23 protein-coding genes are annotated in these 22442 nt (G+C 63.4%); 14 read left to right on the top strand and 9 right to left on the bottom strand.

What is annotated here, in order from left to right:
* Nucleotides 1-54: 54 nt before the first annotated feature.
* Nucleotides 55-1062, top strand: coding sequence for a sodium:calcium antiporter (locus BLR35_RS09605; RefSeq protein ID WP_090380978.1), 1008 nt, complete (start codon nt 55-57; stop codon nt 1060-1062).
* A gap of 6 nt (nt 1063-1068) precedes the next feature.
* Here the strand turns inward: BLR35_RS09605 and BLR35_RS09600 are convergent, their stop codons facing one another.
* Nucleotides 1069-1527: a response regulator gene (locus tag BLR35_RS09600; RefSeq protein WP_090380975.1), complete on the bottom strand. Its 459-nt coding sequence runs from the start codon at nt 1525-1527 to the stop codon at nt 1069-1071.
* Between the two features lie 66 nt (nt 1528-1593).
* The gene (locus BLR35_RS09595) at nt 1594-2784 is read right to left on the bottom strand and encodes a M24 family metallopeptidase (RefSeq protein ID WP_211704974.1); all 1191 of its coding nucleotides are present in this window, start codon (nt 2782-2784) and stop codon (nt 1594-1596) included.
* 111 nt (nt 2785-2895) lie between these two features.
* Between BLR35_RS09595 and BLR35_RS09590 the strand changes: the two genes are divergently transcribed.
* Nucleotides 2896-4068 carry a LolA family protein gene (locus tag BLR35_RS09590; protein ID WP_090380970.1) on the top strand — a complete coding sequence of 391 codons (1173 nt, stop codon included), beginning with the start codon at nt 2896-2898 and terminating at the stop codon, nt 4066-4068.
* 15 nt (nt 4069-4083) lie between these two features.
* Here the strand turns inward: BLR35_RS09590 and BLR35_RS09585 are convergent, their stop codons facing one another.
* Entirely contained in the window at nt 4084-4404 is a 321-nt protein-coding gene (locus BLR35_RS09585) for a cupin domain-containing protein (protein WP_090380969.1), read from the bottom strand.
* Nucleotides 4405-4604: 200 nt separating this feature from the next.
* Between BLR35_RS09585 and BLR35_RS09580 the strand changes: the two genes are divergently transcribed.
* Nucleotides 4605-4982 (top strand): RidA family protein, encoded by a 378-nt coding sequence (locus tag BLR35_RS09580; RefSeq protein WP_139169265.1) that lies wholly within the window; start codon nt 4605-4607, stop codon nt 4980-4982.
* 89 nt (nt 4983-5071) lie between these two features.
* Nucleotides 5072-6361: a 3-phosphoshikimate 1-carboxyvinyltransferase gene (gene aroA, locus BLR35_RS09575; protein WP_090380964.1), complete on the top strand. Its 1290-nt coding sequence runs from the start codon at nt 5072-5074 to the stop codon at nt 6359-6361.
* A gap of 9 nt (nt 6362-6370) precedes the next feature.
* On the opposite strand, the gene BLR35_RS09570 is transcribed toward aroA, so the two are convergent.
* Nucleotides 6371-8386, bottom strand: coding sequence for an MEDS domain-containing protein (locus BLR35_RS09570; protein WP_090380962.1), 2016 nt, complete (start codon nt 8384-8386; stop codon nt 6371-6373).
* Between the two features lie 331 nt (nt 8387-8717).
* Between BLR35_RS09570 and BLR35_RS09565 the strand changes: the two genes are divergently transcribed.
* Nucleotides 8718-10022, top strand: a complete 1305-nt coding sequence (locus BLR35_RS09565; RefSeq protein ID WP_090380960.1) for an alkaline phosphatase family protein — start codon at nt 8718-8720, stop codon at nt 10020-10022.
* Between the two features lie 9 nt (nt 10023-10031).
* Here BLR35_RS09565 and BLR35_RS09560 read toward each other — a convergent pair whose 3' ends face one another.
* Entirely contained in the window at nt 10032-10349 is a 318-nt protein-coding gene (locus BLR35_RS09560; protein ID WP_139169264.1) for a DUF8011 family protein, read from the bottom strand.
* A 238-nt stretch (nt 10350-10587) separates the two neighbouring features.
* Between BLR35_RS09560 and BLR35_RS09555 the strand changes: the two genes are divergently transcribed.
* From BLR35_RS09555 to BLR35_RS09525, 7 genes are all read left to right on the top strand, one after another.
* Nucleotides 10588-11112, top strand: coding sequence for a TlpA family protein disulfide reductase (locus tag BLR35_RS09555; protein WP_090380955.1), 525 nt, complete (start codon nt 10588-10590; stop codon nt 11110-11112).
* Complete coding sequence (locus BLR35_RS09550; RefSeq protein WP_090380950.1) at nt 11109-11810, top strand: cytochrome c biogenesis CcdA family protein; 702 nt, start codon at nt 11109-11111, stop codon at nt 11808-11810. Before BLR35_RS09555 ends, BLR35_RS09550 begins: the two co-directional genes overlap by 4 nt.
* Before the next feature lie 66 nt (nt 11811-11876).
* Complete coding sequence (gene aroC, locus BLR35_RS09545) at nt 11877-13028, top strand: chorismate synthase (protein WP_090380947.1); 1152 nt, start codon at nt 11877-11879, stop codon at nt 13026-13028.
* A 124-nt stretch (nt 13029-13152) separates the two neighbouring features.
* Nucleotides 13153-13944 carry a DUF7847 domain-containing protein gene (locus BLR35_RS09540; protein ID WP_090380945.1) on the top strand — a complete coding sequence of 264 codons (792 nt, stop codon included), beginning with the start codon at nt 13153-13155 and terminating at the stop codon, nt 13942-13944.
* 96 nt (nt 13945-14040) lie between these two features.
* Entirely contained in the window at nt 14041-14817 is a 777-nt protein-coding gene (locus BLR35_RS09535) for a PHP domain-containing protein (protein WP_090380942.1), read from the top strand.
* Nucleotides 14818-14862: 45 nt separating this feature from the next.
* A complete protein-coding gene (locus BLR35_RS09530) occupies nt 14863-15543 on the top strand; it encodes an HAD family hydrolase (RefSeq protein WP_090380940.1) in 681 nt (226 codons plus the stop codon).
* Nucleotides 15544-15655: 112 nt separating this feature from the next.
* Nucleotides 15656-16363, top strand: a complete 708-nt coding sequence (locus BLR35_RS09525; protein ID WP_090380937.1) for an HD domain-containing protein — start codon at nt 15656-15658, stop codon at nt 16361-16363.
* On the opposite strand, the gene BLR35_RS09520 is transcribed toward BLR35_RS09525, so the two are convergent.
* Nucleotides 16364-17098, bottom strand: a complete 735-nt coding sequence (locus BLR35_RS09520; RefSeq protein ID WP_090380935.1) for an OsmC family protein — start codon at nt 17096-17098, stop codon at nt 16364-16366. It abuts the gene before it with no gap.
* A 256-nt stretch (nt 17099-17354) separates the two neighbouring features.
* Here BLR35_RS09520 and BLR35_RS09515 point away from each other — a divergent pair, with 256 nt between their 5' ends.
* Nucleotides 17355-19262 (top strand): 2-oxoacid:acceptor oxidoreductase subunit alpha, encoded by a 1908-nt coding sequence (locus BLR35_RS09515; protein ID WP_090380932.1) that lies wholly within the window; start codon nt 17355-17357, stop codon nt 19260-19262.
* 2 nt (nt 19263-19264) lie between these two features.
* Nucleotides 19265-20200 (top strand): thiamine pyrophosphate-dependent enzyme, encoded by a 936-nt coding sequence (locus tag BLR35_RS09510; RefSeq protein ID WP_090380929.1) that lies wholly within the window; start codon nt 19265-19267, stop codon nt 20198-20200.
* Nucleotides 20201-20223: 23 nt separating this feature from the next.
* Here BLR35_RS09510 and BLR35_RS09505 read toward each other — a convergent pair whose 3' ends face one another.
* The 3 genes from BLR35_RS09505 to BLR35_RS09495 form a co-directional block, all read right to left on the bottom strand.
* A complete protein-coding gene (locus tag BLR35_RS09505) occupies nt 20224-20883 on the bottom strand; it encodes a hypothetical protein (RefSeq protein WP_139169263.1) in 660 nt (219 codons plus the stop codon).
* 110 nt (nt 20884-20993) lie between these two features.
* A complete protein-coding gene (locus BLR35_RS09500; RefSeq protein ID WP_090382915.1) occupies nt 20994-21191 on the bottom strand; it encodes a hypothetical protein in 198 nt (65 codons plus the stop codon).
* A gap of 52 nt (nt 21192-21243) precedes the next feature.
* Nucleotides 21244-22422 (bottom strand): LolA family protein, encoded by a 1179-nt coding sequence (locus BLR35_RS09495; RefSeq protein WP_090380924.1) that lies wholly within the window; start codon nt 22420-22422, stop codon nt 21244-21246.
* Between the last annotated feature and the right edge of the window lie 20 nt (nt 22423-22442).

Below are 22442 nucleotides of genomic sequence, written 5' to 3'. Positions count from 1 at the left end.
TCGCTTACTTGTGACCACGAGTGGCACTCCTCCGTAGATCGATCGGAGACGAGCATGCTCGCACTCCTGTGGCTGATCGCGCTCGCAGCCGGCGCAACCGCTCTCGTCTGGGCGGGCAGTCTCTATCTCGAGCGGTCCGCCGAACGGCTGGCGCTGTACTACGGACTCCCGCCGATCGTCCAGGGTGCGGTGATCGCAGCCATCGGCTCGAGTTTTCCGGAGCTCTCGAGCGTCGTGATCGCGACTGTCCGCTACGGCGAGTTCGAACTCGGGGTCGCGGCGATCGTCGGCTCGGCGGTGTTCAACGTGCTGGTGATTCCGGCGCTATCGACGCTCTACCACCGCGACACGATGGAGGCGAACCGGGCGATCGTCTACCGTGAGGCGCAGTTCTACATCATCGCCGTCGCGACGCTGCTTCTAACCTTCTCACTCGCGGTCATCTACTACCCGACGAACGTCGGGTTGTTCGGCGAAGTGAACCGGCCGCTCGCGCTGTTTCCGCTCGGACTGTACGGCCTCTACCTGTTCATTCAGTACCAGGAATCGGCCGAGTACCGGGCCGCCGAAGAGCAGGCGTCCGTCGACGGTGTCAGGGAGTGGGGTATTCTCGCGATCGGCCTCGCACTGATCCTTGTGGGTGTCGAAGTGCTGGTCCACGCCGCGATTGAACTCGGCGTCTACTTCGACACCCCGTCGTTCCTGTGGGGGCTGACCGTGATCGCGGCCGGAACCAGCCTCCCGGACACTATCATCAGCGTCCACGCCGCCCAGAGCGGCCAGTCGACGGTCAGTCTCGCGAACGTCTTCGGGAGCAACGTCTTCGACCTGCTGGTCGCCGTCCCCGTCGGCGTGTTGATCGCCGGCCCGACGCCCGTCGATTTCGGTATCGCCGCGCCGCTGATGGGGTTTCTCGTCGTCGCGACGATCGTCGTGTTCGCCACTGCACGCACCGACTTCACACTTACCGACCGCGAAGCCTGGCTGTTGCTCGCGGTCTATGCAGCGTTCGTCGGCTGGATGTTGCTCGAGAGTACGGGCGTCACCAGCATCGTTCTGTAATGGTCGTCACTCGTCGCCAGACGGTAATTCGACCAGCGCCAGCCAGAAGTCCTCGATTGCCTGGACGATCGTGACGAAGTCCTCCGGTTCAACCGGCTTCCGGACGTAGGCGTTCGCGTTCAGGTCGTAGGATTTGAGGATGTCCTCCTCGGCGTCGGAGCCCGTGAGAACGATCACGGGCGTGTGTCGAAGCTCCGGGTCTCCCTTGAGCTCCCCCAGCAACCCCTCGCCGTTCGGTCCCGGGAGGTCCAGATCGAGGAGTATCAGGTCCGGCGACGGCGCGTCCTCGTAGTCGCCGTCGTTGCCTAGAAACTCGAGCGCTTCCTCTCTGTCGGCGACTGCGTGAACCGCGTTCGCGACGCTGCCCTCCGTGAACGCCTCCTCGAGCAACCGAACGTCGCCCGGGCTCTGGTCGACGACCAGGATGTCGGCTACGCCGCCTTCATCCACGTCTATCTCTCTCATATCCTCGCTTCGGCCCGGACGAATATAGGTTGTACCGGAAGGGACAGTAGAATCGACGGAGGGCGATTAGTTCGTCGGCTCGAGACCGACCCGGTAATCGGTCAGGTTCTCGTAGCCGTCCTCGGTGACGACCACGAGATCCTCGATCCGAACGCCGCCGACGTCGGGATTGTAGAGCCCGGGTTCGATCGAGATCACGTGTCCAGCCTCGAGTTCGCCGCCCGCGGGGGAGACGCTCGGCTGTTCGTGGACGTCCAGTCCGACGCCGTGGCCGGTGCTGTGGATGAAGCCGGTCTCCGTGCTCGGATCGCTTCGCAGCGACTCGTAGCCGGCGTCCTCGATCACGTCACAGACCACGTCGTGGACCGCCGCGCCGGTGACGCCGGCCTCGACGGTCGCGAGTGCGGCCTCGTACGCCTCGCGGGTCACGTCGTACCGCCGTCGGGCTTCCTCGCCCGGATCACCGCGGGCGAACGTACGAGTCATGTCGGCGTGATAGCCCGTCTCCTTGTTCCGCGGGAAGATGTCGATCACGATCAGTTCGTCGGCCTCGAGCGGGCCGCTACCGCGGTTGTGCGGATCCGCGCCGTCGGCTCCACAGGCGACGATGGTATCGTCGAGCCCACAGCCGTGTCGAAGCAGCGTGACCTCGATTTCCTCCGTGACGCGTTCGCTGGTCAGAGGCTCACCGTCTTCGCCGATCAGAGTTCCATCGTCGTCCACGTCCGCGCTGGCGATCAACTCCTCGGCGCATGCCATCGCGGCCTCGTTCGCCCGCTGGCTCTCCCGGATCGCCTCGAGTTCCTCGTCGGCCTTGATCGCGCGAATCTCTTCGACGATCCCGTCGGACTCGAGGGTGATGTCGATCCCCTGCTCGCGGAGTCCGTCGGCGGTCCCCGTCGGGAAGTTTCGCGGGACCGAGATCGAGTCGACGCCGTGGTCCTCGAGGAAGGCGGCGATCGTCCGGATCTTCCCGCCGTACGCGCCGTGTTCCGCGACGAGCTCCCGATAGTCGTAGGCGGATCGGCGGGTGATCGTTTCGGCGTCGGCCTCCGACTTCGCGCGGCCGTACTCGAGGCCGGAGACGAGCAGGTGGACGCCGTCGTCGGTGACGAGCGTCTGGAACGGATCCGGCGCGGTGAAACCGGAGACGTACCGCTGGTCGGAGTCCGTAGCGTCGTCGTCGATCAGGTAACCGTCGACGCCGGCGGATTCGAGGTGGCGTCGAAGCGACGAGAGGTCAGTGTCGACGTCTATCATACGAGCCACTCCGTGCGGCCGAAACATAATTTCGTGGTTTCGAGAACGAGCCGCCGGACCTAATGGCAAATCCCCAACCTTATCACCGATCGATGTTATCGGGCTGGTATGTACCGCCGTCAGCTCCTCGTAACGGGTATCATCGGATTCGGCGGCTGTGTCGCAATTCCTGGCGGCGACTCCACGGACTCCCCCTCGAGCGACGACCTCCTCCGCGAGGCGCTCGAAACCCGCGCCGGGCTGACGGCACTCGAGGCTCAGCGGACGATGACGATGGAGACACCGACTGAGACGGGCGAGCGGACGGACCGAATCGTCCAGCGGCCGCCGGGCGAACAGCGCCTCGAGGTGCTCGAGTCCGACGACCCCGACACGCCGGCAGGGACCGTCTCGGTGAGGAGTCGGCCGGTTACCTGGGAGTACTACCCCGACGAGAGCGTGGTGACCGAACGCCACCACCCGAACCGCATCGTCTCCGATCGGACGCGCCAGGTGCTCGAGAACCTGCTCGAGGACTACGACCTTCGCTACGAGGGGACGGACACGGTCGACGGCCGTCCAGCCCACCGGATCGACGCCGACCCCGACTCGGTCGAGATCGACCGCTCGCTCGACCTGCTCGTCGGCGAGACGGTCTACCGGATTCCACTCGAGGAGACGCCCGTCGACGATCTGGAGGAAGCGACGATCTCGCGGTCGATTTGGATCGACGACGAGTACCGGTATCCGGTCAGGGAACGCGACGTCGTTCGAACCACCGACGGCGAGATACTCCACCGACTGACCGTTACCTACGAGGACCTCGCGCTCGATTCGGGCCTCGAGCCGGACACGTTCACCTACGAGCCGCCGGCCGACGCCGAGGTCGTCGAGATCGGTACCGAACCGGAGGGGATCTTCGATTCTCGAGCGGCCGCGGAGAAACGGGCTCCCTACGAGCTACCCGAGCCAGAGATGCCCGACCCGTACGCCCTCGATCGGATCACACTCGTCGAGAAAGGGGCGGACTCCGGAACCACGACGACGCTGTGGTACGCCGACCCCGACCGCCCCGAACGGGAACTGTTCCTCGCCGTTCGGGAGGTCCGGCGGTTCGAGCCCGACGTCCTCGCGGAGACCGGCCTCGAGTTCGAAGGGAACACGGTCTACTACCGCGATGGCCGCATCGAGAGCCTGTTCTGGGACTGCGGAGGCCTGAACTACGAACTCTCGAGTCCGATGGCGTCGGAGTCGCTCGAGGAGATCGCGCCCTCTGTCGGCTGTCTCTCGAGCAGGAAGTAGCTCGCCGCGGTCGGCTTACGGCGCGCCCATCAGCACGAACCGGCTCTCCGTGTCGCCGTTGTGGATCTGGTGGGTCGCGTCCGGCGGGATCCTGATCGCGTCGCCCTCGCTCATCTCAACTTCCTCGTCTCCGATCGTGACTGTCGCTTCGCCCTCCATCAACAGGTACACCTCCTCGTGGCCTTCGTCCTCGTGGTCGTGTTCTTTGCCTTCCCAGCCGGGTTCGCACTCGACGACGGTGACGCCCATGTTCTCGCAGTCGAGTTCGTCGCGCAGGAAGTGCATTCCGTGCTGGTCGTCGACGTCGCGGTAGTTTACTGTCGTGTAGTCGGACATCAGGGTTGCCTGCCCACGGAGCGAGTAATAAGCGTTAGCAAGTTTCGGGTAGTCACGGTTTCTCGCTATGAGATATATCATATGTATAATAACTATAATTTAATAAGAGAGTACGTAGACAGCGTTACATTGTGAAAAAGACCATTATCGCCCCGGGGGCGGGAGAATCCATCGACTCCGAAATCATCGACGAGTTTCAAATGTCCTCTGGCATCGTAACGCACCGACCGGGATACAGGAAGGTCGTATTTTCGGGAGTTGGTCATCCAGAAGGCGACCTCGAGACACAAACTCGGACGACTCTCTCGCTCATTCGAGACGGGTTAGAGGACCTCGGTGGAGGTATGCAAGACGTTACGATGCTACGATTTTTCGTCAGAGACGACGTTCTCTCGTCGGAGAGTCAGCTGCGGATACACGAGGTCAGAAGCGATTTCTTCGACCGGCCGCAGTATCCAGCGGCTACGATGGTCGGAGTCAGTGAACTCCTGTACGAAAATATGCTAATCGAGGTCGAAACCGAGGCCGAGATTCCGGACGACGAGTGGGATGTCGACGTCATCGACGACACGAGTTGAGTGTCCGAACCGGACGTGACCGACTCCGTCTTCCCCCAATTTTCCTCCGTACCGGTATCGGTATAGGCACGCCGAACCACACCGCGAGCATGAACGTCACCATATCGCCCTCGAGCGTTCGAGGGACGGTCCGGGCACCGCCGTCGAAGAGCTACACCCATCGGGCGATCCTCGCCGCCGGGTATGCCGACGGCGCGACCGTGCGGGACGCGCTCTGGAGCGCCGATACGAAGGCCACCGCCCGCGCCGTCGAACTTTTCGGCGGTGATGTCGAGCGACTCGAGAACGGCACCCTCGAGATCGACGGTTTCGACGGGCGACCAGACGTGCCGGCGGACGTGATAAACTGCGAGAACAGCGGGACGACGATGCGACTGGTGACCGCCGCAGCTGCACTCGCCGACGGTACCTCCGTCCTGACCGGCGACGAATCGCTGCGCTCGCGGCCGCAGGGCCCGCTTCTCGAGGCTATCGCCGACCTCGGCGGGGAAGCCTACAGCACCCGACGGAACGGACAGGCACCGCTGGTCGTGACGGGACCGATTGCCGGCACCGAGGTGTCGATCCCGGGCGACGTCTCCTCGCAGTACATCACCGCGTTGCTGATGGCTGGCGCCGTAACGGAGGCAGGAATCGAGATCGACCTCGAGACAGAACTCAAGTCCGCGCCGTACATCGATATCACGCTCGAGGTGCTCGAGGCGTTCGGCGTCGAGGCCCGCCACACCGAGAACGGCTTCACGGTCGAAGGAGCCCAGTCGTATTCGCCCGTCGGTGGCGAGTACGCCGTCCCGGGGGACTTCTCGTCGATCTCGTACCCGCTGGCTGCAGGTGCGATCGCGAGCGGCGAGGGACTCCGGATCGAGGGAGCGAACCCGAGCGCACAGGGTGACACCGCCATCGTCGACGTCGTCGACCGGATGGGTGCCGACGTAGAGTGGGACCGCGACGCGGGCACCATCGACGTCTCGAGCGCCTCACTTTCGGGAATCGAGGTCTCGGTCGAGGACACGCCGGACCTGCTGCCGACGATCGCGACGCTGGGTGCGGTCGCAGACGGTGACACGCACGTTACGAACGCCGAACACGTCCGCTACAAGGAGACCGATCGCGTGAGCGCGATGGCCCGCGAACTGGGGAAGATGGGCGTCGAGACGACCGAGGAACAGGATTCGCTGACGATCCACGGCAGCGAGTCGACTCTCGAGGGCGCGACCGTCGACGGCTGTGACGACCACCGGATTATCATGGCGCTCGCGCTGGCGGGACTCGTCGCCGACGGCGAGACGACGATCGAAGGCGCCGACCACGTCGACGTCTCGTTCCCCGGTTTCTTCGAGGTGCTCGAGGACGTCGGCGTGACGCTCGAGCGCCAGTAGCGATCGCTCTTACTGCGGACTCGAGTCGCCGGCACACGGGAACGCGATCGAGAACGTCGATCCTTCGCCCGGTTCGGAGTCGGCCCAGATGCGGCCGTCGTGTCGCTCGACGATCCGCTCACAGAGTGCGAGTCCGATCCCGGCGCCGTCGTACTCCTCGCGGCTGTGGAGCCGGTCGAAGACGTCGAATATCCGATCGGTCTCTGCGGGATCGATTCCGATCCCCTCGTCGTGGACGGAGACGATCCACTCGTCTTCGGCCGTAGCTTCGTCGCTCTCGCTTCGCTCCGCCGAGACGTGGATTCGTGGCGGCTCGTCGCCGCTGTACTCGATGGCGTTTGCAAGCAGGTTCTGACAGACCTGTCGAAGCTGGTTGCCGTCGCCATCGATGATCGGAAGGGGGTCACGAGTGATCGTCGCGTCGCTCTCCTCGATTCGCAACTGGAGGTCGTCGAGTACGTCGTCGAGCACGTCGTCCAGGTCGACCGGCTCGAGCGGTTCGCCCGCCGTTTCGACGCGGGAGTAGGCAAGCAGCCCCTCGATCATCTCGCGCATCCGGTCGGCACCGTCGACGGCGAACTCGAGGAACTCCCGGCCGTCATCGTCGAGGTCGTCCTCGTATCGGCTCTCGAGCAGTCGCAGATAACTCGAGACCATCCGCAGCGGTTCCTGCAGGTCGTGAGAGGCAGCGTAGGCGAACTGCTCGAGTCGTTCGTTGGACTTCTCGAGGCGATCGATCGACTGTTCGAGTTCCTCCTCGCGTTGCTGGCGTTCGAGTTCGTACTCGACCCACTGGCCCATCAGTCGAAGGAACGTCCGTTCGTCGGCCGTGAACGGCTCTTCGCGCCCTTCCGGGTCAACGAAGAAGAACGTCCTGTCGCGGTCGCCGTCGACCTCGATTCGGGTGCCGAGATACGATCGCAGTCCGCCGTCCTCGTGGATTTCAGTGTCGGCGTACTCCTCGTCACCCTCGAGCGCGAGCGACAGACCGACCGTCTGATCCTCGTCGAACACGGCGTCACAGTAGGTCTCCGACAGCGGTAGTTCACGGCCCTGCTCGAGGTAGTCGTGATCGTCGCTGACGCGCTCGATTTCTATCCGGTCGTCGTCCGGATCGACGCGGGCCATCCCGCCGAGTTCCAGGTCGAACTGCTGGCAACCGAGGTCGAACAGCCCCTCGAGTTTCTCGTCGAACGGCCGGTTGGGGTCGGCAGTAATCTCGTTCTGTCGCTGGAGGTGTTCCTGGCGATCCGTGAGTTCGGTTCGTGCTCTCGTCCGGTCGAGCAGCGTCCCCATCATTCGGTCGACTTCCTGTTCGGGCTGTTCGGGCCCGAAGAACTCCTCGGGCGGCGTGTAGTAGAAGTTCTGGCAGACCGTGTTCTCGTAGACGAGGTGTGGGTGGGTCTTGATGACGTCACGGATCACTTCCGCGGGGAACCGATTGCGGTTGTACTGACAGAGCGCGATCCCGTTGGAATCCGGGAGGAGATCGTTCAGTTTCGCCTCGTACTCGATCAGCGTCTCGAGTTCCGGATCGTCGCCGAGAATCCAGGTCATCTCGCCGGTAATCCGCAGTCCCTCGTACTCCTCGCGGGCGTCGTCGATCGCGTCGGAGATGAACGCGATCATGTCCTCGGGCGTGAACTCGCCGTTCCGAAAGTAGGTGTCCTGGGCAGTATGCATCGTCAGCGCGCCCGACTCGAGGGCACGATCGACGTCGACGCCGGCGTCGTCCATCGCCGACAGCACCTCGTCGATCTCGTTTTCGTCGGCGATGTAGAGACAGCGGTCTCCCCGCTCGAGCCCCGTCCGCATGAACGGCACTGCAGTGGCGAACTGTTCGTCCTGGCCCTCGTAGATGGCTGCGAGGTGGTCGTTGGACTCGTAGCTACCCAGCGTTTCGACGGGGCCCCCGAACTCGGAACTCTCCTGGAGGGCTTCGAGACTCTGTTCGAGGCCGAGAACGTCGTCGTCGGTGGTCGAAGCGTCCGGTCTGTCGGGAAGCGATTGTAGGGATTGACTCATTCTGTGGATAGGGTGTGTCGAGACGTCCCCTCTGACAGTGCAGGCCTGGCGTCGGCCGACCGCATCTGGAGGACCGGGGGACAACGGTGGTAGTGAGCGATTCAGGACGTCGGTTCCGTGGGTACACTTCCGTCGTCGGAAGCGCGATCGTAGAACCAGAAAACGGACTCGGACATAAAAGGAGAGCGGTCGTTTCGGTCGGAGTTGGACACTCTCAGGCCGGATTACTGAATTCGAAGGGAGACAATCGTCACGGCTGATAGCTGACCGGACGGAGACGACCGCTTTTTGCCCCTTGGGACTTTTCTCGCTCGAACCCGTCGGTGGATCTATGCGTAGCGACCTCGAGACACGGTTGCGCGACCGCCTCGGCGGAGAGGATTACCTCGTTCCCGACTACGGAAGCTACTGTTTCGGGCACGTTCCGGACACCGTCCAGACGCTCCTCGACGCCGACGTGGAGGGGGAACGGCCGCTATCCGCCGACGTCCTCTCGGGTGTCGGCACAGTCGACTCCAGCGACGCGACGCCCCTCGACGACCGGTACGACCGCGTCCTCGTCGTCGTCCTCGATGGTTTCGGCCTCGAGCCCTGGACACGGTTCGACCACCCGCTGCTCGAGCGGTTCGAGGACAGCGGGACAGTAACGCCGCTGACCTCGATCTACCCGTCGGAGACGGCTGCGGCGCTGACGACCTTCCACACCGGCAGGCTCCCTGCATCACACGGCGTTCTCGGCTGGGATGTCTACGATCCGGCCGACGACGCCGCATACGAGGCGTTCTCGACGCGCGTCCGTGCCGGCGACGACGCCGTCGAGTACGACCTCGAGGAGATTTTCGAGGGCGAACCGATCTACCCAAAACTCGTCGAGTGCGGTGTCGACTGCCGTCACGTCGTCCCGTTCGAGGAGACCTACGACGGCGCGGCGTGTCACACCTACGGGAATCCGGACGGTCCAGTCCACGGCCTCGAGGGGTTCGAATCGGCGCTCGCAGAAGCCTTTGCTGCGGCGGACGATCCGGCCTACCTGTTCGCCTACGTCCCCGAGATCGACACCATCGCTCACGCCTACGGAACCAGTAGCGAGGAGTACGACGAGGCAGTCTCCGACTCGCTTTCCGCACTCGAGCGCGGACTCGCTCGACTCGAGACGGAAGACGAACACGGCGACACGCTCCTCGTTCTGACCGCCGACCACGGCCACGTCGATACCGATCCCGAGCGCAACGTCGACCTCGAGACCGTCGACGGCGTCACCGAGGCGCTCGAGCGCCACGCCGACGGCGAACCGGTCAGGTACGCCGGCAGTCCGCGGAACCTCCACCTGCACCTGCACGACCCCGACGAACGGCGAGAAGCGGTTCACGAAACGCTTCTCGACACGCTCGACGCGAAGGTTTTCACGCGCGAAGAAGTCCTCGACCGCAACCTGTTCGGCGACGGCGAGGAGAGCGACACCTTCCACCGTCGACTCGGCGACCTCGTCGTCTGCCATCGCGAACTGTCGGTCTGGTACGGCTCCGATCCGACGAAACTCGAGCTGATCGGAATGCATGGTGGACTCCACCCCGACGAGATGCTCGTTCCGTTCGCGGCGGTCGAACTGGAGGAGCTATCGCGAGAACTCTCGTAAAGATCGTCGTCAAAACAGCGCGTCCAGTCCTCGACCAGTCTCGAGAGCAAATCCGATATCTACGGATACCAGAACATACGGGACCACTGTAACGGCAAGTAGGACACAGATCAGGCGAAGGATCCCCGCTTCACGTGTATACTCTTCCGGGAGCGCCTCTGGAACCGCCATAAGCAAAAGGAGGATTCCGATAGCTAGAAACATGAACACCTCCCGCGAAGAGAAGAGGAAGAGTCCGAAATTTGCGAATCCGAAAATAATCCACACGAGGGCCATTCGATATCCATCTGGCTGTCGAAACACTCCACCCCGAATTTCCTCGTACACGTTAGATAGAAATCAGTAGAAAAGCTTAATTTTTCGCATTCGTCGTACAAATCGAGCGACCTTCCACTGGTACCGACAGTCTCCGGACTCGAGCGTTTTCTCGCCCGGAAAATCGACACCTGTATTTTATATTTTTGTCATCAACTGTCGCACATGGCCCCCGACTATCCCCACGTCAGTTCGATCGAGACGCTTCGGCCCTCCTGGAACCGATCGCCACGAACACGGGGTGACGCCGATGCGTAACGCGGCGCTCACCCGCCGTGGCCTCGTCGCACTCGCGGCGACGACGTCCCTGTCGGGCTGTCTCGGCCTGTTTTCGGGCATCGCGGGGAACAACATTCCCTCGAGCGTCCCGCCGGACCTTCGCCACGAGAGTCTCGGCGTCGTAGGGGAAGAGTCCATGGACCTCGTCACGGACGCCGACCTCACGCTCGTCTACTTCTTCGCGACCTGGTGTGGGCCGTGTGAACCGCAACTCGAGAGTCTTCACGAGGTCCGCGAGGAGTACGACTCCGAGACGCTGGCTATGCGGGCGATTTCGCCCGAGGACGAGGAGGGTCTCGTCACCGACTACTGGGACGACGAAGGTGCCGACTGGCCCGCCGGGATCGATCCCGACTCGGACGTCCACGACGAGTTCGGCGTCAGCGTCTACCCGTCGATAGTGATTGTCGACTCCGACGGGGACGTTCGGTGGCACACCAGCGGCAACACCGGTGCAGACGACATCACCGACGCGATCGACGCCGAACTCGAATGATCGAGTTGTCGGAACTGCGCCTCGGGTTCGTGTTCATGGCCGGCGTAATGACGTTTTTCGCCCCGTGTGCGTACCCGATGTTGCCCGGTTACGTCGCCTACTTCCTCGGGGACGACGGCGCGGCCTCGGGACGGGCAACGCTGTGGCGAGCGGCGAAAGTGAGCCTCGTCGCCAGTAGCGGGATGTTCGTCGTCTACCTGGGAATCGTCGGAGTCGCCGTCTCCGTCGGCGCCCAGTACCTCCAGCGGCTCGTCCTCCTGGGAGCTGGGACCGGTCTCCTCCTGATTGCGCTCGGCGTCGTCATGCTCGGTGGGTTCGCGCACCTGTCGAGACTCACGATATCGCTGCCCGAACGACGTCGGAGTTACCGCGGTTACCTGACGTTCGGTGCCGTCTACGCCGTCGCAGCCGCCGGCTGCACCGCGCCGCTTTTCGTCGCCGTCGTCGTCTCGAGTTTCACGACCGGAACGACGGCCGCGCTCGTCACCTTCGGCGCCTACGCCGGCGGGATGGCGACGATGTTCGTCCTCGTGACGATGGCGACGGCGGTCGGCCGCGAAGCCCTCCTCGAGGTGATCGTTCCGCGCGGGCCGTGGCTCGAGCGGGCCGCAGGCGTGCTGTTGATCGTTGCGGGGATCGTTCAGCTGTATCTCTTCCTGGTCCCCTACGGCGGGCTCGCACAGCTCGGCCTCGCGTGACCGCTTCGCGCCAGCACTTGCAGGAATCCTGGGTTGCTAAGTGTCCCCGTCCCCGAGGGAGGGGTAATGAACGGCAACCGCTTCGGTCGCCTCTTTCAGGTGACCACGTTCGGCGAGAGCCACGGCGAGGCGATGGGCTGTACCATCTCGGGCTGTCCCGCCGGTCTCGAGCTTTCGGAGGAAGACATCCAGGCGGATCTCGACCGCCGCAAACCAGGCCAGTCGATGATCACGACCAGCCGCGGCGAACCCGACGACGTCTCGATCAAGTCGGGGATCCAGGACGGCTACACCACGGGAACGCCGATCGGCCTAGTCATCCAGAACAAGGACGCCCGCTCGGAGAAGTACGAGCCCTTCATCACCGCGCCGCGTCCCAGCCACGGCGATTTCACCTACTCCGCGAAGTTCGGAACCCGCAACTGGGGCGGCGGCGGCCGCTCCTCGGCACGCGAGACGGTCAACTGGGTCGCTGCAGGTGCGATCGCGAAGAAAATCCTCGAGCGCGAAGGCATCGAACTCAAGGCTCACGTCAACCAGATCGGCGACGTCGAGGCACCCGAGGTAAGCTTCGAGGAGATCAAAGAACACAGCGAGGAGAACGACGTCCGCTGTGCCCACCCCGAGACGGCCGAGAAGATGCAAGACCTGATCGAGGAGTACCAGGAGGAAGGCGACTCCATCGGCGGGTCGATCTACTTCGAGGCGCAGGGCGTCCCCATCGGACTCGGCGCGCCGCGGTTCGACTCCCTCTCTGCGCGACTCGGTCAGGCGATGATGGCGGTGCCGGCGACGACGGCCTTCGAGTTCGGCCTCGGCCGCGAGGCACGCGAGTACACGGGCAAAGAACGCAACGACGACTGGGAGTTCGACGACGACGGGAACCCGACGCCCGTCGAGAACGACCACGGCGGCATCCAGGGTGGCATCTCGAGCGGCGAACCCATCTACGGCGAGGTGACGCTGCACGCGCCGACGTCGATCCCCAAGAGCCAGCAGACCGCCGACTGGGAAACGGGCGAGCTAAAAGAGGAGAAGGTCATCGGCCGGCACGATCCCGTCCTGCCGCCGCGTGGCGTGCCGGTCGTCGAGGCGATGCTCGCGCTCACCCTGGTCGACTTCATGCTGCTGTCGGGCCGGATCAACCCGGACCGCGTCGACGACCAGCCCGGCGAGTACGATACGGAGTACCACCCGAGCAATCCGCGAAACGAGTGATCGGTCGCCCGTCTCTACGCACGGTTCTCGAGTAGCGTATTCGATTTCTCGAGACCGAACGAGCAGTTTCTCGGTCGGAAAACCCGATGACTGCTTTAAGTACTATCTTTGAGTCGACTCGAGTATGAGCGCAATTGGCTCGTTATCGACTGCAGCGTCAGTTCTTCGAAAGAATCCCGCAATTCTACTCGTGGGGGTGTTTTTCGTTCTTCTCAGCGAAGTAGCGATCCTGCTGGACGTATACGTGGGTTCGATGGCCCAAGTGCTAGTCTATCCGCTTTCCCTTCTCGTTACGCCGTTCCTGCTCGGCGGTATCATCACGATGATCGACGAGGGACTCGAGGGGACGACCCGACTCGGGTCGTTCGTCCGTGGTGGCAAAGAGAACTACGTGTCGATGCTCGGCGCGACGGTGCTGTTCGCGGTGATCATAATGGGGGTTTCGTTCATGGGAGGCATCCTGATGATGATCGTCGGTGTCGGTACGGCCGCCGCTGGCGGTGGCCTGGTCGGTATGGGAATTGGATTCGTCCTCCTGATGGTGGTCATGGCCCTCCTGGTTATGTTTCTCCAGTTCTACGACGCCGCAATTGTCGTCAGTGACGCCAGAGCAATCGATTCGTTCTCTCAGAGCGTCAGCCTCGTCTGGAACAATTTCTTGAGCGTCGTCGGTTTCACGATCGTCTTCTTCGTGATCAGCCTGATCGGACAGGGGCCGGGTATGGCACTCTACCTCTCGGCCATCGAGTTCACCGAAACCGGCGAGACCGCGATCGCCTCCGAGTCGACGCTGTTCCTCTCGATCGCGGTGACGCTCGTGCTCGGCACGTTCGCGTTCGCCTACTCCTACTCGTACCTCGTCTCCTACTACCGGAGTATTCTCGAGGACGAACCGGCTGCGACCCCGGCGTACTGATCTCGAGCGATCGGTGATCGAATCCCCGTCAGTGTGACGGCATCGACCTTCTGCGGCCGGCGTAACGCCTAACACGATTACCCGTGATTCGACTGTATGGAGGACTTCCACGTCCACTCCAACTACTCGGACGGCGAGTTCCTCGAGGGGATGGTCCGGGCCGCCGAGGCCGCCGGACTCGAGGGTGTCGGTTTCGCCGACCACTGCAACGTCGCCCCACGGGATCGCATGGAGTGGGTTCGCAGCGTCTACGGGTTCAACCTGGATATCACGTACGACCGGCGTCGAGGAGCGATCGAACGGCTGCGCGAGCGGGTCGATATCGAGATTTACGACGCCGTCGAGATGGACTACGACCCGCGCGACGAAGCCGAGATTCGCGAGTTTCTCGAGGAGGCCGACTTCGACTACACCGTCGGCAGCGTCCACGAGGTTGCCGGGGCGAACGTGCAGGTCTCCTCCCACTTTACCGACCGCTCGGCGGCCGAACGCGACCGCATCGTCGAGGAGTACTTCGATCGACTCGTCGCCCTGATCGAGTCGGAGCTGTTCGATATCGCCGCCCACGTCGACCTGATCGAGCGGACGAAGCCACTTCGCGGCAGGGCGACCGAAGAGCAGTACAGACGCGTCGCCCGCGCGCTCGCCGAGTCCCGGACGGTTCCCGAGATCAACGCCGGCCGAGCACTGACAGACGAGGGGATCGTCCATCCCTCCGGGACGTTCCTCGAGGTGCTTCGCGAACACGACGTCGCCGTCACCGTCGGCACCGACTCGCACGCACCCGACGAGATCGGCCAGCGGGCCGACTTCCTCGCAGAGTTTCTCGACGACTGGGGACTCGAGCCGGTCGATCCGCCGGCGCTCGAGTAACCCCGATCAGTTCGTTTTTGCAGGTTCGAACGGAACCTCGAACGCGTGACTCGAATCGAAACCGTCTCGTTCGACCTCGACGGAACCCTGCTCCGCTACGTGCGATCGCCCGGCGAGGTGTTGCAGGCGTCGTTCGAGGGACTGGGCCTCGAGCCGCTGTTTTCCGTCGAGGAGTACTACGCCCGCTACGACGAGTTTGCCCGGAGGTGTGAGTCGATGGACGAACTCCGAAGCGAGTGTTTCGCCGCGCTCGCCGCGGAGAACGGCTACGATCGGGAGCTAGGGAGAGACGTTGCGACAGCGTTCGCCGCGGAACGCGACCAGTCGAACGTCGAACTGTTGCCGTCCGCTGCCAGCGTGCTCGAGAGCCTCGCCGACGACTACCGTCTCGCCGTCGTTACGAACGGGGCACGGGACGCCCAGCGACAGAAAATCGCGGCCGTCGATCTCGAGCGGTGGGTCGACGCGGTCGTCGTCGCCGGCCACGACACGCTGCCGAAACCTGATCCGGAGCCGTTCGAACGCGCGCTTCGGACGCTCGAGGCGACGCCCGAGACGACGGTCCACGTCGGCGACTCCCTCGAGACGGACGTCGCTGGCGCGACTGCTGCCGGCCTCGAGTCGGTGTGGGTTTCCGAGAGCGCCGATTCCGAAGCGTACGATCCCACGTACTGCGTCGAGTCGATCGGAAGGCTGGCCTCGCCGCCGTGGGACGTCGACGGGTAGGAAACCGACCGTTCCCGAATCGAATCGTGTCGGATTACGAACTCCTTTATGCGGGGCCGGGTCAACACGGAGGTATGACGGCTGACGATCGGCGGAGGGGCGGATCACAGCTATGACGACAGACGAAAGGACCGAAGAGTCGGGTACGACGCTCTCGGATCCCGCTCCGATCACCGGCGAGCATCCTGGCGGGCCACGACGCGACGAGCAACCGTTCCCGGCGGTCGCCGATGGCGTACGGGAGTACCTCTCGAGCGACAGTTCCGGCCACGACATGCACCACGTCTGGCGGGTATTTCGACTCTGTCAGCGACTCGCGGCGGATGTAGACGCCGACCGGACTGTGGTTGGATGTGCAGCCCTTACGCACGACATACACCGCGTGATCGGGGAGGAGACGGGCTGTGAGCCGGCCGAAACGCTATCCGAAGTCGAGATCATCCTCGAGGACGCGGGCGTCGGCCGGGATCGGATCGACGCCGTTCGACACTGCGTCGCGGTTCACGACGAACTCGCGTTCCGTGGGGACGACCCGCAGCCAGAGACGATCGAAGCGGAGATACTGCGGGACGCCGACAATCTCGACGCCATGGGTGCGATCGGCATCGCACGGACGTTCGCCTTCGGCGGTGCACACGGAACACCGATGTGGGATCCGAACGGGCACGAGTACTCTCAGCTCTACCACTTCGAGGACAAACTGCTGCGGTTGCGTGAGGAACTCCACACCGACCCTGCTCGCGACCTGGCCGAGAAGCGCCACGACGTTCTCGAGGCGTTCTACGAACAGTTCCGGGCCGAGTGGCACGGAGACGCCTGATCAGCACCGGCTCCACGAAAGCTCCAGCTCGAGATCGTCCCTGAGCAACTGCGAGACGTGACAGCCCCGTTCGGCGAGGTCGACGATCCGTACCAGGGTCTCGTCGTCTTCGTCGGACTCGAGGAAGACCGTCACCGCAATCGACTCGACCGGCCCGCGTTCGGGGGTCGCGTCGGTCGTGACCGAGATTTCATCGACGTCGGCGTTGCGTTTCTCGACCTGGTAGCGCGTACTCAGCGAGAGACAGGCCGCCAGCCCACCGAGGAAGACATCGACCGGCGTCGGACCGGTCTCGGTACCACCGTAAGACGCGGGTTCGTCGTATCGCCACTCGAAGGAGCCGGTCTCGAGTCGCCCGGACATTCCCTCGGGGTTCGTCGCGGTCGCGGTTCGGCCGGGCATCTCGGTCTCTGAGGGGCGATTCCGTCCGTCCGCTGGCAGTACCGTGAAAGCCCCCTCTACGTGCTCGAGCGCCGTCTCGAGGTCCTCGACGTCTGTTTCAGCTGGCGCAACGATTCCGACCGGGGTTCCGGACGAAACCGTCTCCCCCTCCTCGAGGAACGTCCGTCGGAGAACGCCGTTCTCCCGTGCCTCGAGGGTGACGTCACTCGCTCCGGACTCGAACGACGCGATGGGATGTCCCTCCGCCAGCGCCTCGCCTTCCTCGAGGTGCCACTCGCGTAACGTCGCTTGCATCCCCCCATCGAGTTTCGGTACCCGGACGATGTATCTCATGACATCGACCACCACGAACGATTGGTAAAAGCTACCGTCGGTTCGTGACCGCCAGTTCCAGGCCCGAACTACCACATCTGTCTATCGATGAACGAGTATCTGAACCGGTTCATTCTGCTACAATAATAATTGTTCATACGGAACTCTGCACGACTGTCCATTCTTCACGAAAGATATATGGTAATGTATAGCAAAGGCTTTAGGTTCCGTAGGGAAAACCTCAGTCACGGTTGGCCCACCGGCCACTGATTTACCTATGAGCGACGACGAACTCATCTGGCGAATCGCAGGCGGTTCCGGAGACGGGATCGACTCGACCAGCCAGAATTTCGCGAAAGCGCTGATGCGCTCGGGGCTCGACGTATTCACACATCGCCACTATCCATCCCGAATCCGTGGCGGCCACACGTACGTCGAAATCCGGGCCGCAGACCACGAGGTACAGTCGCGAGGGGACGGCTACAACTTCCTGCTTGCACTGGGTGACTCGTTCGCCCGGAACCCCAGCGAGAACGCCTACTACGGCAACGAAGAACTCAAGCCACTCTCGGAGAACCTGGACGAACTCCGAGAGGGCGGCATCATCGTCTACGACGAGGGCCTCATCAGCGAGGAAGACGTCGAGGAGGTGAACCTGGAGGAACGTGCCGAAGAAAACGACTGGCACGTCTTCCCGATGGACCTGCGTGGCCTCGCGAAAGAACACGGGCGCGAGGTCATGCGAAACACCGCGGGGGTCGGCGTCACGGCCGCTCTGCTCGACATGGAACTCGAGCACATCGAGGACCTCATGTCCGACGCCATGGGCGGTGACGTTCTCGAGTCGAACCTGGACATTCTCCACGAGGCCTACGAGACGGTCCGCGACGAGTACGACTTCGAGCACGATCTGCGTGCGCCCGAAGGCAGCCACGAGACCGAACAGGCACTGCTGTCGGGCTCGAACGCGATCGCCTACGGTGCCATCGACGCCGGCTGTCGGTTCATCGCTGGCTACCCGATGACGCCGTGGACGGACGTGTTCACGATCCTCAGCCAGAACTTCCCCGACATGGGAGGCGTCTCCGAACAGGTCGAAGACGAAATCGCCGCCGCTGCGCTCGCACTGGGCGCGAGCCACGCCGGAGCAAAGGCGATGTCCGGTTCCTCCGGGGGTGGATTCGCCCTGATGAGCGAACCGCTCGGCCTCGCCGAGATGACCGAGACGCCGCTGGTGCTGATCGAGGCGATGCGTGCCGGTCCGTCGACCGGGATGCCGACGAAGCCCGAACAGGGTGACCTGGAGCACGTCCTCTACACCAGTCAGGGCGACTCCTCGCGCGTCGTCTTCGCGCCAGGGAACATCGAGGAGGCGTACGAACAGACTCGCCTCGCGTTCGACATCGCCTGGGACTACCAGATCCCGTCGATCATCATCTACGACCAGAAACTCGGCGGCGAGAACAAAAACGTCGACGTCGAGTTCTTCGACCGCGAGCCGTCGCCGGACCTGGGCGCGACGCTGACCGAAGAGGAACTCAAGGAGGCCGCACACGACGCCTCCGGGAAGTTCCACCGCTTCCAGCACGAGGTCGACAACGACAAACACGTCAGTCCGCGATCGCTGCCGGGTCAGAAGGACGGGCGCTACCTCGCCACGGGTAACGAACACAGCCCGGTCGGACACATCAGCGAGGACCCCGACAACCGCGTCTACCAGATGGACCGACGCATCGGGAAACTCGACGCCATCCGCGAGGAACTCGACGAGGAACACGAGTCCAACCAGGCCTACTTCGGCGAGGACGACGCCGACTACGGTATCATCACCTGGGGATCGAGTCACGGTGCCGTCGAGGAAGCCGTCTCCCGCCTGAACGAGAACGGCCACTCGGTCAAGGGCGTTAGCGTCTCCGACATGATGCCGTTCCCAGAAGCCGAGATGACCGAATTCCTCGAGAGCGTCGACGAGGCGATGGTCGTCGAGATGAACGCCACCGCCCAGTTCCGTGGTCTGATCCAGAAGGAACTCGGTCGCTTCGGCGAGAAGATGACGAGCCTGCTGAAGTACAACGGCAACCCGTTCGAACCCGCAGAAGTCGTCGAGGGCTACGAGGTCAACGTCGCCGAGGAAGACCGCGAACCGACCGCACAGGTACGAATCGAACCCGCAGCAGGTGACTAACCATGAGTGCATTCAACGCCATCGGAGAGGAACGAGAGATCGACCGGGACGAGTTCACGCCCGGTGTCGAACCGCAGCCGACCTGGTGTCCGGGCTGTGGTGACTTCAGCGTCCTGAAGGCGCTGAAGCAGGCGCTTCCGGAAGTCGGCAAGAACCCCGAGGAAGTGCTTACCGTCACCGGAATCGGCTGTTCCGGCAAGCTGAACAGCTACCTGGACACGTACGGGTTCCACACGATCCACGGCCGCTCGCTTCCGGTCGCCCGCGCCGCGAAACTCGCGAACACGGACCTCGAGGTCATCGCCGCGGGCGGTGACGGTGACGGCTACGGAATCGGTGGGAACCACTTCATCCACTCGGCCCGAGAGAACCACGATATGACCTACATCGTGTTCAACAACGAGATTTTCGGGCTGACGAAGGGCCAGACGTCGCCGACGAGTCCGAAGGGTCACAAGTCCAAGACCCAGCCGTCGGGCAGCGCGAAGACGCCGATCCGACCGCTGTCGATGTCGCTGACCGCCGGTGCGAGCTACGTCGCCCGCACCGCCGCCGTCAACCCCAACCAGGCCAAAGAGATCATCGCGGAAGCGATCGAACACGACGGCTTCGCCCACGTCGACTTCCTGACGCAGTGTCCGACCTGGAACAAGGACGCTCGCCAGTACGTCCCCTACGTCGACGTCCAGGAGTCCGACGACTACGACTTCGACGTCCACGACCGGGAGGAAGCCGCCGAGATGATGCGCGAGACCGAAAACGTCCTCAACGAAGGCACCGTCCTCACCGGCCGGTACTACATCGACGAGGACCGCCCGTCCTACAGCGAAGAGAAGCGAGCCGTCGGCGAACTCCCCGAACAGCCACTCGCCGAACGCTACTTCGACGACGACGTCGAGTGGGAGCGTAGCTACGACCTGCTCGACCGCCACAAGTAACGCGTCGTCGCTTCGTTTTTCGGTTACTCGAAGATAGCGACTAGCTCGCCGTCCTCGAGTGGATCGGGTATCTGTGATTCGATTTTGTCGGATTCGCGCGTCCCTATCTCGCCGGCCTCGGCTCTGGCGACGCCGGTCTCGTCGACGGCGTAGACGACACCGGTGAAAGGGATCTCGGCCTGCCACTCGTAGCCCTGTTCGTCGGCCCCCCAGGGGACACCGGCCGCTCGCAGGAGGAAGACGGTCGTGAGGTCCTCGTGCCAGTCGAACGTCTCACGCGTTTCGACCGTATGGGCGATACGAAGCGCGTGTCCCGAACGGCCGTCACAGAGGACATCCTGGGTCACGTAGGCGTGATCGAACGTCTCGACGAACTCGACGACGTCGTCCTCGGCAAACGACCTCGGTGGCTCCGGATACGGGATCGTCTCGGCTGTCTCTTCCTTGCGGATTTCGTCACCGCGTTTGACCTCGATCGTCGTCGATTCTTTCTCGCAGTCGGGGCGAGATGGGTTGTCGTCGAAGTGGCTCAGTATCGTGCCGTCGCCCGTCACGCCACTGGCTCCGTCGGAGCCGTCGTCGGTTCGGCTGGGATTCGTCTCACCGGTGTCGCCTGGCCCCTCGCTTACACACCCGGCGAACGTCGTTGTCCCGAGTACAGCCAGCATCGCCCGTCGATTCATCGTCCTCGAGAACGTCGCCGACCGAATAAAAAGTACCCCAGGGTGAAACGGTTGTTTCAGTCCGCGAAGTCGTCCTGCAAACGCTGACAGTGACCGAAACTGAAGCCGAACTAGTTCGACTCGAGCGTCTCGAGTCCGTCTCGATACGCGAGCAGATACGCGGTCAGAAGAACGAGTGCCAGCAGTGGCACCGCATACCGGACCAGTGTGAACGGATCCGGCGGAGAGGCCATCACTGCAGCGACCAGTGCCACGGGAGTCAACAACAGGGCAATGCGAACGAAGCGGTCGCGACTCGAGTTTGCCATGTTCGCCATCGTGTCAGCCTCGATCGATATTCGTTACGATTCGCTCGGCCTCTCAGTTTTCGGCTGCCGGTTCACACTCGAGTGCCTCGGCGATCTCGAGGGCGAGTCCTCGGTCGTCGCCGACGCCGTCACTGACGTAGATAGAGTAGTAGCGATCGTCACACACCCACTCGAGTTCCGTTCCCTGATCGGTGGCGGCGATCGTTCCGTCGGCGTCTCCGACCTGGATGTCGTCGCCGCCGACGGCAAACGTTCGCGGACCGTCGCTCGTCGTCACGATGGTCGTCTCGCCGTCGCCGCGGTAGGACAGCGACGCCTGCGTTCGCTCCTCGTCGGAGAACTCGTAGCTGGTGATCCGGTCGAGTTCGAGTGCGTCCGGGAGCGCCTCGGCCGGCGGTTCGGCGACGGTGAACGGGACGGCCTCGTCCGCGCCGTCGACCGTCTCGTGCTGGGTGATTTCTGGGAAGCCAATCTCGACGGTGTCCTCGCCGCTCTCGTTCGGGCCGTCTGCCGTCGGTTCGTCGAACTCGAACCGCTCGTCCGCGAGCCCCGGATCGAACGTGACGTTCCGGTACGTGGTCTCGAGTGCGATCCCATCACCTTCGACTCGATGTTTGAGGGGGAACAGTTGCTCCTCGTCGTACCATACCTCGACGGTCTCGACGCTGCGGTCGTCGACTTCGTCGGTTCGCTCGAGCGGGAGGACGTACTCGGTATCGCCTGCGAGAACGCTGACCGACCGATCTACCGTCTCCCCGGATGGTGGATCGAAGGCGACGCGGTAGACGTCGTGACCCTCGAGCGTCGTCTCCTCGACCTCGGCGACGTCGTACCGGTCTACGTACTCGGCCTGCTGGTCGTACAGTCCCTCGAGAAACGGCGTCGCGTCGGGATCGACCTCGAATTGCTGGACGGTCCCGGACTCACGGTCGTGGTGCCAGCGCTGGTCACCGTGGGTGACGATCAAGAGGGTGTCGTCGGTTTCGATCCGACTGGCCCCATCGGCACGGAACTGGACAGATTCAGTCGCCGTCGTCGGCTCGCCGTCGACGACCTCCCGCACCTCGACGGTCGCGTCGATCTCGGCCGGTGGCTCGGCGTCGGCGATTCGCTCCTCGAGGTCACCCGAGGAATCGTCGGTCGTCGGGATCGCCACACAGCCGGCGGCGAGTACCACGACGACGATCGTGAAAAGCAGGAGGGCGACTCTCCGGTCGACAGTCGGGGACATGGTCGTCGACTACTGGTGCG

The organism is Natronobacterium texcoconense (assembly GCF_900104065.1).
GTDB lineage: Archaea > Halobacteriota > Halobacteria > Halobacteriales > Natrialbaceae > Natronobacterium > Natronobacterium texcoconense.
The sequence above is the reverse complement of the archived record's forward strand: the minus strand, read 5'-3'. Positions and strand labels throughout refer to the sequence as shown.

What these genes read in the sequence shown, in the direction of transcription:
- aroA (WP_090380964.1), top strand. Translation starts at nt 5,072, where the DNA reads ATGAACGTCACCATATCGCCCTCGAGCGTTCGAGGGACGGTCCGGGCA.
- BLR35_RS09525 (WP_090380937.1), top strand. Translation starts at nt 15,656, where the DNA reads ATGACGACAGACGAAAGGACCGAAGAGTCGGGTACGACGCTCTCGGAT.
- BLR35_RS09515 (WP_090380932.1), top strand. Translation starts at nt 17,355, where the DNA reads ATGAGCGACGACGAACTCATCTGGCGAATCGCAGGCGGTTCCGGAGAC.
- BLR35_RS09535 (WP_090380942.1), top strand. Translation starts at nt 14,041, where the DNA reads ATGGAGGACTTCCACGTCCACTCCAACTACTCGGACGGCGAGTTCCTC.
- BLR35_RS09550 (WP_090380950.1), top strand. Translation starts at nt 11,109, where the DNA reads ATGATCGAGTTGTCGGAACTGCGCCTCGGGTTCGTGTTCATGGCCGGC.
- BLR35_RS09555 (WP_090380955.1), top strand. Translation starts at nt 10,588, where the DNA reads ATGCGTAACGCGGCGCTCACCCGCCGTGGCCTCGTCGCACTCGCGGCG.
- BLR35_RS09505 (WP_139169263.1), bottom strand. Translation starts at nt 20,883, where the DNA reads ATGAATCGACGGGCGATGCTGGCTGTACTCGGGACAACGACGTTCGCC.
- BLR35_RS09500 (WP_090382915.1), bottom strand. Translation starts at nt 21,191, where the DNA reads ATGGCAAACTCGAGTCGCGACCGCTTCGTTCGCATTGCCCTGTTGTTG.
- BLR35_RS09605 (WP_090380978.1), top strand. Translation starts at nt 55, where the DNA reads ATGCTCGCACTCCTGTGGCTGATCGCGCTCGCAGCCGGCGCAACCGCT.
- BLR35_RS09495 (WP_090380924.1), bottom strand. Translation starts at nt 22,422, where the DNA reads ATGTCCCCGACTGTCGACCGGAGAGTCGCCCTCCTGCTTTTCACGATC.
- BLR35_RS09600 (WP_090380975.1), bottom strand. Translation starts at nt 1,527, where the DNA reads ATGAGAGAGATAGACGTGGATGAAGGCGGCGTAGCCGACATCCTGGTC.
- BLR35_RS09540 (WP_090380945.1), top strand. Translation starts at nt 13,153, where the DNA reads ATGAGCGCAATTGGCTCGTTATCGACTGCAGCGTCAGTTCTTCGAAAG.
- BLR35_RS09510 (WP_090380929.1), top strand. Translation starts at nt 19,265, where the DNA reads ATGAGTGCATTCAACGCCATCGGAGAGGAACGAGAGATCGACCGGGAC.
- BLR35_RS09520 (WP_090380935.1), bottom strand. Translation starts at nt 17,098, where the DNA reads ATGAGATACATCGTCCGGGTACCGAAACTCGATGGGGGGATGCAAGCG.
- BLR35_RS09590 (WP_090380970.1), top strand. Translation starts at nt 2,896, where the DNA reads ATGTACCGCCGTCAGCTCCTCGTAACGGGTATCATCGGATTCGGCGGC.
- BLR35_RS09565 (WP_090380960.1), top strand. Translation starts at nt 8,718, where the DNA reads ATGCGTAGCGACCTCGAGACACGGTTGCGCGACCGCCTCGGCGGAGAG.
- aroC (WP_090380947.1), top strand. Translation starts at nt 11,877, where the DNA reads ATGAACGGCAACCGCTTCGGTCGCCTCTTTCAGGTGACCACGTTCGGC.
- BLR35_RS09580 (WP_139169265.1), top strand. Translation starts at nt 4,605, where the DNA reads ATGTCCTCTGGCATCGTAACGCACCGACCGGGATACAGGAAGGTCGTA.
- BLR35_RS09585 (WP_090380969.1), bottom strand. Translation starts at nt 4,404, where the DNA reads ATGTCCGACTACACGACAGTAAACTACCGCGACGTCGACGACCAGCAC.
- BLR35_RS09570 (WP_090380962.1), bottom strand. Translation starts at nt 8,386, where the DNA reads ATGAGTCAATCCCTACAATCGCTTCCCGACAGACCGGACGCTTCGACC.